Below are 13,594 nucleotides of genomic sequence, written 5' to 3'. Positions count from 1 at the left end.
CGCTCAGTGGTGAACTCGGCTGCCGCGTCCGGTGACCGCGACGTAGATCGCGATCAGCACTGCGGCGACGACGATTCCGACCAGGAAGGGGATGATCGCGAATCCGCCGTTGGAGTTGGCGTACCCGACCTGATAGGTGATCCACGAGCCCAAGAAGGATCCCACCGCACCGAGCAGGATCGTCATGATGATGCCGATGTTCTGCTTACCGGGCATAACCAGTCGCGCCAGCGCGCCGACGATCAGGCCGACGACGATGGCTCCGATAATCGTTCCGATCATTGCTGCTCCTCATGTTCCGGCGGGTCCAGGCGGGCACCGCGTGGATCAGTGGTTCCCCACTCACCGCACGGATAACCGTTCCCGCGTAAATTTCCGTCGTCGAAGTGCATTGCTGCAGGTCGTGACGACGCCGGTGCCGAACCGCCGCGAGACTGTTACCTAAGTTGACTGTGTGGTTGCTGAGAATGATGGTGTACGTGCCGTAGGGCGCCGACCGTCATGAAAGGGCAACTGTGCCAACCATCGCCGCGAAGCTGCGCCGCCTGGTCGCGGGCAGCATGGCCGCGGTGAGCTGTCTGACCCTGGCAGCCACCACCGGCACTCCCGTCGCGGCGGCCGATGCGCGCGCGCAGCTGGCCCAGGCGATCGCCACCACCCGCGGCAGTTACCTGGTGTACAACTTCGGCAGCGGTTTCCCCGCACCGATGCTCAATGCCGGCGGCAACTGGTACGAGCTCACCAACGGCGGCCACCTGATGATCATCAAGGCGGCCTCGAGTCGGCTGACGCCGCGACTGCTCGTCGACAGCCACTCCGGCTATCAGGCGCGCTGTGAACGAACGCCCGGCACCCGCACTCGGGAGGGCCTGGTGCAGGCCTCGGAGACCTACACCCCCCTACAGGCCTGGCAGGCACTCGGCCAGCCCACCATCGCGATCAACGCCAACTTCTTCGATGTCCGTGGGCAGCAAGCCGGTTCGTGGAAGTCGACGGGGTGCAGCTCCCCGCTGGGCGCGTACGTCGACAACACCCAGGGACAGGGCCGGGCCAATGCCGCGGTCACCGGAACCATCGCCTACGCAGGCAAGCAGGCGCTGTCCGGCGGCGACGAAGTGTGGACCGCGCTGACCACGATGATCCTGCCCGTCGCCGGGGCGCCGTTTGTCGTGACGCCCAAATCACCCACCGACTACGACGCCGCCACCCCGGTGATCCAAGGCCTGCTGGACAAGGGCACTCGCTTCGTCGCGGTCAGCGGGCTCGGCCTGCTGGCCCCGGGTGACACCGGGCAGATGAATGACGGCGGGCCCAGCGCCGCCCGCACCGCGCTGGCCTACGCCCGCGACAAGGACGAGATGTACGTGTTCCAGGGCGGCAGTTACACCCCGGATCAGATCCAGGATCTGTTCCGGGGTTTGGGCAGCGACACCGCCATCCTGCTCGACGGCGGCGGCTCGTCGGCGATCGTGCTTCGCCGCGACACCGGCGGCATGTGGGCCGGTGCCGGTGTGCCGAAGGGCTCGTGCGACACGATGGCTGTGCTGTGCGATTCGCGTGAGCGCGCGCTGCCCGCCTGGCTTGCCTTCAACTGATCAGCGCTGTCAGGGCTGGCCGAGTACCCGGCGCAGCACCGCGTCGCGGGCGCGGGTCGGTAGCTTGGTCATCAGGGTCATCTGCAGCGCGGCGGGCAGGCCCACGGGGTACCGCGCCCGGGGCTTGGCGGCGGTGAGCGCCTGGAGCACCACCGCGGCCACCTTCTCCGGGTCCACCGCCATGCGCTGCGACGCCGGGATCGACTTACGCATCCCCGCAACATGTTTGGAATACAGCGCGCGATGCTGCGGCGACAGCGCGGCCGCCATCTCGACGACACTGCGATCCGCATCGCGCCACAGGTCGGTGTCGGTCTGCGCCGGCTGAACCACGCTGACCGCGATGCCCCACGGCCGCAGCTCGATTCGCAACGCGTCGGCGGCCGCCTCCAGGGCGAACTTCGACGCACTGTAGGCGCCCATCATCGGTGCCGAAAGTTGGCCGTTCACACTGGAAATGAACACGATCCGGCCGTGCGACTCGCGCAGCAGCGGAAGCACCGCCTGCGTGACGGCGAGTTGGCCGACCACATTGACCTCCAGTTGCCGACGGATCTCGGCGGGAGTCAAGCCTTCCAGCGGTCCGCTGACCGCGATACCCGCATTGTTGACCACCGCGTCGAGCCGGGCGGGCAGTGCGTCGGCGAGCGCAGCGACCTGGGCGTCATCGGTTACGTCGAGGGTGACCGCACTGACCCTCGGCAGCATCGCCAACGCGTCGGCATCGGCGGGGTTGCGCACCCCACCGATGACATCCCAACCGGCCGCGGCCAGGTGCTTCACAATCGACTTGCCGATTCCCCGGGCGGCGCCGGTGACCAGGACAGTGGGCATAGCCGCGACTCTAGTGCTCCTCGCCCGAAGCCGGCACGGGTGGCGGACCGTATCGGAAGACGGCCAGGCCGGCTGCCACCACGACCGCCGCCAGGGCGATCACCGGCGCGACCATGAAACGCGACATCGTCGCGCCGATGGTTGCGCCCGCGCACATCGTCGCAACCACGCTGTAGCGCAACTTCTCCCGCTGCCCGGTGCCGCCGGCGAGCCGGCTGTCGAAGCCGATCCCCACCAGCGTCGTCGTCAGCACCGTGGTGGACAGTTCCTGAATGCCGAACTGTCGGGCCGCGGCGTTCTGCCCACCGAACGCCACCGCCAGCCCGGCGATCAGGATGAGCTTGCCGTCGTCGTGGTAGTCGACCACACCGCTACCGGCCAGGGCGGCCAGGACCGCCAGCAGCACCACCTCGGCGCCAAGCGCGGCGGTCAGCCAGGTCCGCACCGCCACCTCATGATCGAGGTGGCGCGCGAAGCGTCCGCCGAGCACCGTTCCGGCCAGAAAGCTGACGAACGCGACGACCGCGGCGGTCATGTCCACCCCGGAATGCGGCACGAACCAGAACCCCAGGAAGATCACGTTGCCGGTCATGTTCGCCACGAATACGTGACCCAGGACCAGCACACTGATCGCGTCGACCAGTCCGGTCGCGAACGTCAGCAACAGCAACCCGACCACGGTGGAGCGTTGCGAGACGGGCGAGGCGATGGCCATCAGCCCAGTATCGCAACGAGTTACAGCTTGGGCGTCAGGTCCAGTGAGGTCACCGTCGTCATCTTGGTGACCAGCCAGTGCGATCCTTCGCGGGTCAGCTGGACGCGATACGACAGATACTTCGTCGCGGGAATGTCCTTGGTGAGCGGACTCTTCGACGTGGTGTTGGTGTAGACGATTGCAGTGGCTTCCGAGCCGGTCAGTGATTCGACGGCTGCGCCGACCACTTCGGTGCTGTTGGTGACCTTCGCCTGCTTGTTGGTCGGCACGATCGCGTCGACGTACTTGCGGTACTGATCCTCGAAATCGCCGGACAGGTACTTCGCCGATCGGTCCGGCAGCTTGTCCATGTCGTCCGGGGTGTAGGTCCACAGTGTCGTGATCGCGTCGGCGGCGGTGCGGGCGATCACGAGCTTGGTGTCGACGGTGGCCTTATCCATCAGGTACGGCTGGACGGCGGCACCCGCAAAAGCGCCCCCGGCGACGAACACGGCCGCCGAGGCCCCCACAGCGAGCGCAGTCTTGTTGCGGCTCAACCAGGTTGGCTGCTTCGGCGGTTCCGCGGCGGCCGGCTCCACGGTCCCGGCGTCGGCGTCGGTCGTCTCGTCCTCGGGCGCGGCGTCGGGTGCGGCGTCGGTCAGATCACCTGCAGCAGGTTGCTGATCTTCCACGGACCTCCTGCACCTCCTTCTTGGGTTGCGGTGACCACCCAGCGGCTGCCACTTTCAATGGTCTTGCCGTCGGGCATACGGGTTTTGGTGGTCGCGGCCACCACCACGTCGGCACTGCCGTCGCGGTTCCAGCGCTCGATACCGAGATCCTGGACGGTTCCCGTCGTCGGCTCGGCCCGCGCCACCTGGATGACGACCTCATTCATCTTGTCCTGGTACAGCTTTGCGAACTGGCCGGTGCCCTGCGCCAGCACCTTGTCGGCGTAGTCGTTGGCGTGGAACGGGTCGATGGACGTGTAATGCGTGACGAAGCCGCGAACGAAGCTGAGCACGGCCACATCCCGGACCGCGTCGTGCCGCTGGGTCTCGCGTTTGACCAGCAGCAGTGTGCTGGCGGTGATCGCGGCGATGATCAACACCGCCGCCAGCCCCTCGACCAGAGGCAGCACCCAGCGGCGCGGTTGCGGGTCGGGCAACCGGAACAGGTCCCGGTGGTCGGCGTCGAGCTTGCGGCGCGGGCTCACTTCGGCTCCCCGGCCGGGTTCGGCTTGGCCAGCACCGACAGATTGGCGACCTGCCACTGGCCGGCCGCCGACCGCTCGAAGTTCACCCGCACCGTGGCGGTGATCAGCCGTTGCTTGGGCGCCTCACCGCGCTGGCCCTGCATGAGCAGCAGCATGGCGGCCTTGTCGCGGGTGTTGGTCAGCACGGCGCTGTTGGTCACCCAGTAGTCGTTGTCGACGGGTCCGGCCTTGCGCACGGCGTCCTGCTGCGCAACCAGCTGCGGTCGGTAGGCGTCAGTGGCCAGGCCGCGGGCCCGCGCGAAGTCGTTGTCGATCGACGTGACGTCATAACTCAGCATCTGCGAGACGATCCGGGGGCCGTCCACCGCCAACTGCTGGCGGGCCTGTTCGACCGCGAGTTCTGGTCGATACACCCCGAAGTAGGCCAGCGCGGTGGCACAGGCGGCCAGCACGGCGAGAACCGCCAACACCACACCGGCCAGTCGTCGACGGTTGGGGCGTTCGCCGTCGACGCGGCGGACCTCGGTGCGGGTGAGCAGGTCGGCGAAGGTGCGGCCGCGCGAGTCGAACAGCGGCCACAGCCAGCCGAGGAAGATCGCGGCCGTGTCGAGCAGATGGGCAAGATCGCGGACCAGCAGCCGCCACGGCCCGACCGGGCTGCCGTCCCTGCCGACGACGACGATTCCGGCCAGCGAGCGGCCCAGCGTCCAGCCGGTGATGGCCGGCAGGAGCAGCCTGTTGACCGCGACCGCCAAGAACACGACGCCGGCCACTGCGACCGCGACCCACCACAGCCATCCGCGCAGCGGCGCGGTCCACGCCACCAGCAGGCAGGTGATCACCACGCCGATACCGAAGAACACGTCGACCACGAACGCACCGGCCCGTGCCGACCAGCCGGCCGGCACCCCGGCGGGGGCCTCGTGGGCGATCTCGGTTGCGTCGACGTCGGCCTCGGCGCCGGTGTCCGCTTCGGGGACCGTCACCGTCACTTGCTCACCTGGTCGAGGTTGGCGATCTTGTACGTGCCTCCCTCAGGCGCCATCTTGACCCGCAGCCGATATCCCTGCTCCTGGTCTTGGGCCGCGGAGTTGGATACCTTCACCCGCACCGCGACCAGCACGTCCATCGAACCGTCGTCGTTGTGGCGTTCCACGGCCGCGCGCATGTTGGAGACCTGAACCTGGACCTTGGCGGCCTGATAGGCGTCGACCAGCAGCCCGCTGTACAGGCTCGCCTGGGCCGCGAAATCGCCGGTCGAGCATTCGATGATCTTCTGCTGGCTGGCTGCCATCGCGGTCGCATCCGGCGCCTGGGTGGCGGTGACACAGTCCTTGGCCGCGGCCAGCGCGACGGCCTCCGCGCGCTCCGCGGCGGCGCTCTTCTCGTGCGCCCGCAGTGCGAAGAATCCGCCGGTGGCGACGAGCAGGCCAGCGATCACCAGTCCGACCGACACCACAGCCAGGCGGCGTCCGCTCAGTCGTGACCCGCGCGGCCCGAAGCCGTCGCTCGGTTCGGTCTCGTCGACCGGTGGGGTCGGATTCGCCGTCTCCTCAGCCGCACTGTGGTCGGCATCGTCGGCTGGCGGTGGGGTCAGCCGGCCGGAGCCAGCATCTCCTTCCATCCGTCGTCTCCTGTACTGCTCGAGTTCTTGACGTCGTATTTCACGCCATCGGGACCGGTCAACTCCCCGCTCTGCGGGCTGTAGACGGCCGTGTTACCCGCTGCCGGGGTGTAGGTGCACGGGTTCGGTTGTTGACCGTTGCACTGAACGGTGCCGGTCCCGGGTGGAGTGAGTGGGTCACTCGTGGGCGGTGTCGGGCCCGGCAGCAGATCGGCCGGCAACGGGTTCATCCCGTTGTTGATCGACGGTGCCGGTATCACGGTACCGGGGTTCACTGGCTGATCGCATCGAGCACCGGGCGCGGGGCAGTTCAGCACCTGGTTGGGGTCGCCGTACCAGGGGTTGTTGCCCAGTGGGGTGTAGGGCTCGCTGCTGCGGCACTCCATCGGCGTGGCGGCGCGCTTGCCGGGCACGTCGGCGCACGGGAAGTTACGCGCGCCGCGGACCACGTTGGCCGGGGTGTCCTTCGGGATCTTGCAGTAGAGGCCGTTCTCCACCGGCATCGGCCGCAGGTCCGCCGGCGCGCGCCACTGGCTGGCCGGCAGGAAGCCGGTCAAGCATGGCGGCGGCTGGTTGATCGTCAAACCGAAGTCCAGCGCGGCCTGGTGCGGGTATGGCGCCGACACCGACTGGGCGACCGATGCGCCCTGCGGAAGGAGCACCAGCGACTGCTCGACGCCCTTGTGATAGCGCTTGAGCATGTCCAGGATGATCTCGAGGTTGGCCAGCGTCTGCGGCAGCGCTTCCTGCACGTCGCTGAACACCGCGTTGACCGCGTCGGCGGTCGGTGCGGCCTGGCTCAACCCGTTGCGCAACGCCTGATCCTGCGCGGCGGTCTGGGTGGTGATGGTGTCGAGGTTCGCCGCCCACCGCTGGATCGCATCCGAGGAGTTGACCTGACTGTCGACGACGGGCGCCGAGTTCTGGATGATGTCGTTGACGTCCTGGATGTTCGTCTTGAAGTCGGTGACGATCGCCTGCGTGCCGTCGACCAGACGTTGCAGCGCCGGCCCCAAACCGCCAACCGCCTGGGCGGTTTCGTTCAGCAGCACCGGGATCTTGTCGGCAGGTAGCGCCGCAAGCCCCTTGTTGGCGGCGTCCAGCGCGGGGCCGATCTCCTCCGGCACCGTCGACTTGGTGATCGTCTGCCCGGGCGAGAAGTACTGCCCGGGATTGCCGTCCGACACCAGGTCCAGGTACTGCTCGCCGACCGCCGACACCGAGTGCACGTTGGCGGTGGCGTCAGCCGGGATCTTGTACTTGTCGCTGATGCTCATCGTCGCCCGGACACCGTTTTCGGTGGGCTCCACCTCGGTGACGCGCCCGATCGTGATGCCCCGGTAGGTGACGTTGGCAGTCGCGTACAAGCCGCCCGAGGACGGCAGGTTGGCCTTCAGCTCGTACTGCCCGATGCCTGCCAGCGTGGGCAGGCGCAGGAAGTACCAGCCCAGCACCAGCAGGGCGATCACGGTCAGCACACCGAACATGACGAGCTGCGTCTTGATGAAACGGGTCAACATCTAGCCGTCACCCCTTCACTCGCCGCGCTCGACATACGGTCCCCCGTCGGTCATGTTCGGGTGAGGCGTGAACCGGACATCCGGGATCATCGTCTGCGGGTCGCGGCCCCACGCCTGCTCGAGCGCACGCAGCATTCCGGACACACCGGTACCGGTGAGGAACGCGTTGTCGATCGAACTGAGCGTCAGGTCGAACGTGGCCGACGTGTTGATGTAGTCGCCGCGGATCACCTTCGGGATGTTGTCGATCGGGTACGGCGCGGTGATGACCAGCTTCAGCGAGTCGATCAGGTAGGGCGCCGCCCGGCCGAGCTGCTTCAACGGCCGCTGCAGTAATGCCAGGTTGGTGTCGAAGTTCGCCCGCGCCTCCGAGAAGGTGTCGGCGGTGACCTTGCTGAACCGGCCGAGCGCCTCGACGGCACCGGTGAACCGGTCCCTGGCGTCGGCGAAATACTTGATCAGCGGCGGGAATTCGGTCAGCACGCGATCCAGGGTGTTGTTGCGCGCAGCCACGATCGACACCAGTTCGTTGGTCTTGTCGATCGCCCGGGTCAGGTCGTCCCGCTGCTGGTTGAGCTGATCTGTGAACGTGTCCAGCTTGGTCAGGAAGTCGCGGATCTGTTCGCCGTTGCCGTCCAGGATGTTGGCGACCTCGGTCTGGATGACCTCCAGGTTGGAGATGCCGCCGCCCCGAAGCACGGTGGCGATGCTGGCCAGGGTGCGTTCGGTGGTCGGGAACGACTGCGAGTTCTTCAGCGGGATCGTCGCACCGTCGCGCAACGGCTCGGGCGACGGGTTCGGCGGCGGATCAAGCTCGACATGCTGGGTGCCCAGCAGGCTGGTCTGGCCGATGCGCGCAATGGCGTTGGCAGGGAGCTTCACCCCCGGCTGCAGCCCAAGCGTCAGCGTCGGGATCCAGTTCTTCAGTTCGATGGCGCGCACCGTACCGACGAAGACGTCGGCGACCCGGACCCGACTGTTGACGTTGAGCGCCAACGTATCCGGCATCTGGACGTACACGGTCATGGCCTTTTCACCGGTGCCGGGACCACCCGGGATCGGCACGTTGGCGATACCGCGCCACCCGCACGACGTCAGGATCAGCGCCGTCAGCACCAGCACGAACCCACGCCAGCCGTACCGACGGGTGGTGCTCAGAATCGTGCTCACTGTCCACCTCCCATCTCAGCGGGCAGCGGCGGACCCGCGGGTGCGGGTGCGGCCGGTGCCGGCCCGGCCGGGGGCGGGGCCCCGCCGTTGATCTGCTGCGAGACCGGCAACGGTCCCGGGACCACGTCCGGACCCGGCGGTGGCGGCGGGATCGCTCCCGGATACCACGGCGGCGGCAGCGGATTGTTCTGGTCATACGAGTTCGACGGCGCGCCACCCCTCGGACCACCCGGCGGGTAGTTCACCGGATCAGGTCCACCCATCAACGCGGCCAGCGAGTCCGGGGTCAGCATGTTGGCGGTGAACGCCTGGACGTCGACGCCCTGCATGCCCGGCGCCACGATCCAGCCCTGCTCATGGTTGCCGTGCGAGAACAGCGTGTCGCGGGACCAGATGCCGGGCACCGTCGTGTCCTTGTATCCGGGCGGCGGCCGCAGCCGTTCCTCGGAGTAGGCGACGTACTTCGGCAGCGTCTCCGCCGTCGAGAACTGGTTCACGCCGAACGGCGGGAAGTTGAACTTGATGGCATCCATGATCGGCGCCAGGTACTGGGCGCACATCTCCGCAGAATCCTGGTAACCCAACCGACTGCCGGACTGGATCGCGCTGCAGATGAACTGCATCGGGTTGGCGAAGCTCGCGATCGTCGGAATGGCCACCAGCGCACCGTGCGTCGGGTGGTAGATGTTCTGCAGGTTGGCGGCCAGGTTCGGGTAGACGTGCAACACCGTCTCCAGACCGTTGCGCGACTCCGGCTGCAACACCTGAGTGGTGGTGTCGGAGAGGTTCTGGATGTCCTTGGTCAGCACCGAACCGTTGTCGTTGACGAACTTGCGCGCGGTGGTCAGCAAGGTGTCGATGTCCTTGACCGCCTTGGCGACTTCCTGATCGGAGTTGGAGAACGAGTTCGTGAACGTGGCCAGGTCGGTGTTGAGCGCCACCAGCTGCTGATCGCTCTTGTGCAGCGCGTTGACGAACAACGCCAGGCTCTTGAGAACGGCGAAGAAATCACCGCGACCCTCGTTGAGCGCGCTCACCGCATCGGACAGGGCCGTGAACGTGGTGTTGATCTGCTGGCCCTTGCCTTCGAGGCCGTTGGCGAAGGACTCCAGGACATCACCGAACGGGCCCTTGGGCTGTTCGGGTGTCGGGCCGAGTTTGGTGACGATGTCGGAGATCTGGTTGCGCAGGTCGTCCCATTCCACCGGCACCTGGGTGCGGTCGATCGGGATGACGGCGTTGTCCGCCATCACCGGGCCACCGGTGTAGGCCGGCGCCAGCTGGATCACCCGGGAGGCGACGAGGCTCGGGTTGAGGATCGTCGCGGTCGCGTTGGCGGGCACCTTGTACTTGTTGTCGTAGTGGAAGGTGACCTTCATCTTGTCGCCGGCCGGCTCGATCTTGTCGATCCCGCCGACCCGCACGCCCATGATCTGCACCCGGTCACCCGGATAGAGGGCCAGCGCCTCGGGGAAGTACGCCACCACCGTGTTGGTGGTCAGCTTCTCGTACAGCTTGTAACCGACCACCGCCACGACCAGCGCGATGACCACCACGAGGGTGCCGACGATGACCGACGTCCGAGACATCTTGGGCAGGCCCAGATTACGAATGTTGAAGACTGTCGACATTTACGCTCCCCCTCCCTGGTCGACGGGCGCCAAGTCACCGACCGGCGGCACCTGCGGTCCCGGTCCCGGCGGCGGGATCGGGCCGATCAAGGCGTTGGGCGGCGGGGCGTATCCGGGGATGTCAGTGGCCGGGCCCGGTGTCGGGGCGACCGGCACCGTGCGCGCCCCCGGCGGACCGGGTGCCAGCGGCGGGGCAGGCACACCCTGGATGCTCGGCGAGAGTTCACCCGGGAAGGCGGCGCTCGGAACACCGGGGGCGTAACCCGCGGCGGGGTTGGGCGCCGAGATCGGCACGTCGGCGCTCGGGTAACCCGGCCCCCCGAACGGGCCCTGGGTCAGCCCGGCACACGGAAGCGGATTGGCGTTCGTCGGGATGCCGTCCGGCGGCGGGGTGTACGAGCACGGCGAGCCGGGGCCGACTGCGGGGCCGGGATGGTCCGGCGTGCCTTCCAACGGGATCGGCGCCGGCGGCGGCGCACCGTTGGGCTGGCGCTGACCGTTGGGATCCGGGAAGCGGAAGGCCGGCAGACCCGCGTTGCGCCAGAACTCCTCGGGATCGATGCCGCGCTTCTTGAACGCGGCGTCCACCCACGGCTGCAGGATCTGGTACGGCACCAGGTTGACGACGAGCACCTTGAAGTACGGGCCGGAACCGATGGCCTCGGCCAGTGCGCCCATGAACTTCGAGGCGGTGATCAGCACGTCGGACAGATCCGTCTTGTGCTTGACCAGCACATCGCTGATCGTCTTCAGCTGCTCCAGAACGTGATTGAGGTTCGGGTTGTCGTTGACGAAGCCGGTGAACTGCTGGGAGATCAGCGAGATGTTGGACAGCAGCGAGTCGACCTCGGCACGGCGTTCGTTGACCGCGGCCAGCAGCGTCTGGGCGTTCACCGCGAGTCGGTTGATCTGCTCGCTGCGGTTACCCAGCACGGCGGCGACCTTGTTGGCGTTGGCCAGCAGTTGCTTGAACTGTTCGTCGCGCTTGCCGATGGTGTCGGAGAACCGGGCCACCCCGTCCAGCGCCGCACTGAGGTGCGGGTAGGTCTGATCGACGGTCTCCGACAACACATTCAACGATCGCTTGACGGTGTCGATGTCCCAGCCGGCGGCGGCCTTGGTCACGTCGAACACCGCATCGTAGATCTGATATGGCGTGGTGGTCTGGCCGACGGGCAGTACTCCGCTGGCCCGCAACAGCTTGCTGCCGCGGGGCTCGATCTCCAGGACGCGCTTACCCAGGATCGTCTCGGTGCGGATCGCCAGCCGGCTCTCGGTGCCGATCTGCCTGGCGCCCAGGTCGAATCCGATCAGCACCTTGTCGCCGTCGATCTTCAGCGATTTCACGGTGCCGACATCCATCCCGGCGATGCGGACCTTGTCGCCCGCGTTCAGCCCGGCGCTGTCGGTGAACTGGCCGTAGTAGTTCGGCTGGGCGAACAGCTGCGGAATGCCCGAAAAGCTTTGTCCCACGCCGATCACCAGGATGACGATCAGCATGCCCGCCAGGCCATTCCTGATGCGGTTGGAACCCTCTAGCGTCCTCATTGCGGCGTGCACCTACCCGTGGGCTGCTGAGTGATCTTCACGGTGCGGACCGGTCCACCCGGCTGCAGTCCGTTGAGCTTCAGGTTGATGTCGCACAGATAGAAGTTGAAGAAGTCGCCGTAGATACCGCCGGCGCGGCCGATCATCTTCACGGCTGCGGGCAGCTTGGTCAGCAGGTCGTCGAGCCGGTCCTGACCGTCGGCCAGCGGCTGCTGAATGGTCTCCAGCTTGGCGATGGTGTTCTGCAGCTGCGGGCGGTCGTCGGCCAGAAGATCTCCCAACGTTCCTGTCGCATTGCTGATGTCGGCGGTGGACTGGGCCAGCGGGTCGGCGCGGTTCTTCAACCCGGTGATCAGAACCTCGAAGTTGTTGACCGTCTGATCGAAGTCCTTCTCGTGCTTGACCGTGGTGTCGAGCACGGTGTTCAGGTTGGTGATCACCTCACCGATGGCCTGATCGCGATCGGCCAGCGCGGAGGTCAGCTGAGCCGTCTGATCCAGGATGTCGTTGATGGTTCCGCCCTGCCCCTGGAAGACGGTGATCAGCGAGGAGGCGATGGTGTTGACCTTCTGTGGATCCAGCGCCTTGAACAGCGGCTTGAATCCGCCGATGAGTGCGTCAAGATCCAGTGCAGGCTGAGTGCGCGACATCGGGATGAAGCCGCCCGGCGGCAGGATCCGGTCGGCGCCCTCGCCGGTGCCTCGGTCGAGGTTGACGTAACGGTTGCCGATCAGGTCCTGGTAGCGGATCTGGGCGGTGGTCGACTGGTACAGCGGCAACGAGCGGTCGACGTTGAGCGTCACCTGCACGCGGTCGCCGTTGCCGATGAGCTTGATGTCGGACACCTTGCCGACCTCGACGCCGCCGGCGCGGACGAACTGACCGTCCCGCAGACCGCTCGCATTACTGAATTCGGCTGTGTACGCGGTCGTTCGGTCGAAGCGGAACTGCCCGAACACGATGACGATGACCGCCGTGAAGAGCAGCAGCACGAACGAGAATGCCGCGAGTTTGACTGCTGTGCCAGTGATTCTCATGGGTTGATCGTGTTCTCCCCGACTTGGCGACCCCACACGTACTCGGTGAGGATGGGCTGGCCGAGTTCGAAGTGGTTGTACGGCGCGAGGGAGGCTCCGTCGTCGACCACCAGGTGCGGCGCCGGCCAGAAGTTCCGATCGATCTTCTGCCAGCAACCCGGCGCACCGCCGGGGCCGCCGTGCCCGTTGATCCTGGGCAGGTTGTCCGGATAGACGTAGGGGTTGGGTGCACCGAGGAATTCGGTGACGGTGTCCAGCGAATAGCCGTTGCCGCCGAACGCATCCAGCGCCTGCGGCAGGGCCTCGGCCTCACCTTTGATCTGGCAGTACAGCTGCGGGCTGTAGGTGTCGAGCAGCTGGGCGGTCGGCACCAGGTCGGCCTGGCCGCGCACGAAGTACGGGCCGCCGCGTTCGAAGATGTCGGCGCCGGTGTTGCCGAATCCGGTGGACGCCAACAGCGCGGCGTCGAGATCCTTCTGCTGGGCGTTCAGCGTGCGGGCGGTGGTGACCGCGTGGTCGAGGGAGTCCCAGAACTGCGGGCTGGCCTTGATGTAGACGTCGGCAAGGTTCGACAGCTGCCGGATGTTGCTGCGGATCTGCGGCATCTGCGGGTTGACGTCGTCGAGCACCGCGTTGCCGTTGACGATCGACTGGCCGAACTTGGTGCCCAGGCCGTTGAGCGCCTCGGCGGCCGCGCTGAGCGTCAAGTTCAGCTTGACCGGATC

Annotated in this window: 14 protein-coding genes; 1 reads left to right on the top strand and 13 read right to left on the bottom strand. The window is 66.9% G+C overall.

Annotation, left to right across the window (positions count from 1 at the left end):
• Positions 1–3 precede the first annotated feature (3 nt).
• The gene (locus AB4879_RS06555; RefSeq protein ID WP_102807873.1) at positions 4–282 is read right to left on the bottom strand and encodes a GlsB/YeaQ/YmgE family stress response membrane protein; all 279 of its coding nucleotides are present in this window, start codon (positions 280–282) and stop codon (positions 4–6) included.
• 233 nt (positions 283–515) lie between these two features.
• Here AB4879_RS06555 and AB4879_RS06550 point away from each other — a divergent pair, with 233 nt between their 5' ends.
• The gene (locus tag AB4879_RS06550) at positions 516–1,595 is read left to right on the top strand and encodes a phosphodiester glycosidase family protein (RefSeq protein ID WP_370506947.1); all 1,080 of its coding nucleotides are present in this window, start codon (positions 516–518) and stop codon (positions 1,593–1,595) included.
• Between the two features lie 9 nt (positions 1,596–1,604).
• Here the strand turns inward: AB4879_RS06550 and AB4879_RS06545 are convergent, their stop codons facing one another.
• From AB4879_RS06545 to AB4879_RS06490, 12 genes are all read right to left on the bottom strand, one after another.
• Positions 1,605–2,429: an SDR family oxidoreductase gene (locus tag AB4879_RS06545; protein ID WP_370506946.1), complete on the bottom strand. Its 825-nt coding sequence runs from the start codon at positions 2,427–2,429 to the stop codon at positions 1,605–1,607.
• A 10-nt stretch (positions 2,430–2,439) separates the two neighbouring features.
• Positions 2,440–3,144 (bottom strand): YoaK family protein, encoded by a 705-nt coding sequence (locus AB4879_RS06540; protein ID WP_370506945.1) that lies wholly within the window; start codon positions 3,142–3,144, stop codon positions 2,440–2,442.
• A 20-nt stretch (positions 3,145–3,164) separates the two neighbouring features.
• Positions 3,165–3,815 (bottom strand): Mce protein, encoded by a 651-nt coding sequence (locus tag AB4879_RS06535; protein WP_370506944.1) that lies wholly within the window; start codon positions 3,813–3,815, stop codon positions 3,165–3,167.
• Positions 3,782–4,339, bottom strand: coding sequence for a mammalian cell entry protein (locus tag AB4879_RS06530; RefSeq protein ID WP_370506943.1), 558 nt, complete (start codon positions 4,337–4,339; stop codon positions 3,782–3,784). Before AB4879_RS06530 ends, AB4879_RS06535 begins: the two co-directional genes overlap by 34 nt.
• Entirely contained in the window at positions 4,336–5,331 is a 996-nt protein-coding gene (locus AB4879_RS06525) for an RDD family protein (RefSeq protein WP_370506942.1), read from the bottom strand. Before AB4879_RS06525 ends, AB4879_RS06530 begins: the two co-directional genes overlap by 4 nt.
• Entirely contained in the window at positions 5,328–5,963 is a 636-nt protein-coding gene (locus AB4879_RS06520; protein ID WP_102810253.1) for an Mce protein, read from the bottom strand. Before AB4879_RS06520 ends, AB4879_RS06525 begins: the two co-directional genes overlap by 4 nt.
• Entirely contained in the window at positions 5,933–7,483 is a 1,551-nt protein-coding gene (locus AB4879_RS06515; protein WP_102810252.1) for a virulence factor Mce family protein, read from the bottom strand. Before AB4879_RS06515 ends, AB4879_RS06520 begins: the two co-directional genes overlap by 31 nt.
• Before the next feature lie 15 nt (positions 7,484–7,498).
• Positions 7,499–8,644, bottom strand: a complete 1,146-nt coding sequence (locus AB4879_RS06510) for a virulence factor Mce family protein (protein WP_233209566.1) — start codon at positions 8,642–8,644, stop codon at positions 7,499–7,501.
• 5 nt (positions 8,645–8,649) lie between these two features.
• Complete coding sequence (locus AB4879_RS06505; protein WP_370506941.1) at positions 8,650–10,284, bottom strand: virulence factor Mce family protein; 1,635 nt, start codon at positions 10,282–10,284, stop codon at positions 8,650–8,652.
• A complete protein-coding gene (locus AB4879_RS06500; protein WP_370506940.1) occupies positions 10,285–11,832 on the bottom strand; it encodes an MCE family protein in 1,548 nt (515 codons plus the stop codon).
• Entirely contained in the window at positions 11,829–12,869 is a 1,041-nt protein-coding gene (locus tag AB4879_RS06495; RefSeq protein ID WP_102810250.1) for a virulence factor Mce family protein, read from the bottom strand. The genes AB4879_RS06500 and AB4879_RS06495 overlap by 4 nt, the downstream gene beginning before the upstream one ends.
• Positions 12,866–13,594: MCE family protein (locus AB4879_RS06490; protein ID WP_370506939.1), on the bottom strand; the 729-nt coding region annotated here is incomplete at its 5' end. The genes AB4879_RS06490 and AB4879_RS06495, both read right to left, overlap by 4 nt.

Source organism: Mycobacterium sp. SA01, assembly GCF_041287105.1.
Taxonomy (GTDB): Bacteria; Actinomycetota; Actinomycetes; order Mycobacteriales; family Mycobacteriaceae; genus Mycobacterium.
The sequence above is the reverse complement of the archived record's forward strand: the minus strand, read 5'-3'. Positions and strand labels throughout refer to the sequence as shown.

Bases quoted from the DNA above. Each gene is read 5' to 3' on its own strand.
- AB4879_RS06540 (WP_370506945.1), bottom strand. From the start codon at position 3,144: ATGGCCATCGCCTCGCCCGTCTCGCAACGCTCCACCGTGGTCGGGTTG.
- AB4879_RS06545 (WP_370506946.1), bottom strand. From the start codon at position 2,429: ATGCCCACTGTCCTGGTCACCGGCGCCGCCCGGGGAATCGGCAAGTCG.
- AB4879_RS06555 (WP_102807873.1), bottom strand. From the start codon at position 282: ATGATCGGAACGATTATCGGAGCCATCGTCGTCGGCCTGATCGTCGGC.
- AB4879_RS06520 (WP_102810253.1), bottom strand. From the start codon at position 5,963: ATGGAAGGAGATGCTGGCTCCGGCCGGCTGACCCCACCGCCAGCCGAC.
- AB4879_RS06500 (WP_370506940.1), bottom strand. From the start codon at position 11,832: ATGAGGACGCTAGAGGGTTCCAACCGCATCAGGAATGGCCTGGCGGGC.
- AB4879_RS06515 (WP_102810252.1), bottom strand. From the start codon at position 7,483: ATGTTGACCCGTTTCATCAAGACGCAGCTCGTCATGTTCGGTGTGCTG.
- AB4879_RS06505 (WP_370506941.1), bottom strand. From the start codon at position 10,284: ATGTCGACAGTCTTCAACATTCGTAATCTGGGCCTGCCCAAGATGTCT.
- AB4879_RS06495 (WP_102810250.1), bottom strand. From the start codon at position 12,869: ATGAGAATCACTGGCACAGCAGTCAAACTCGCGGCATTCTCGTTCGTG.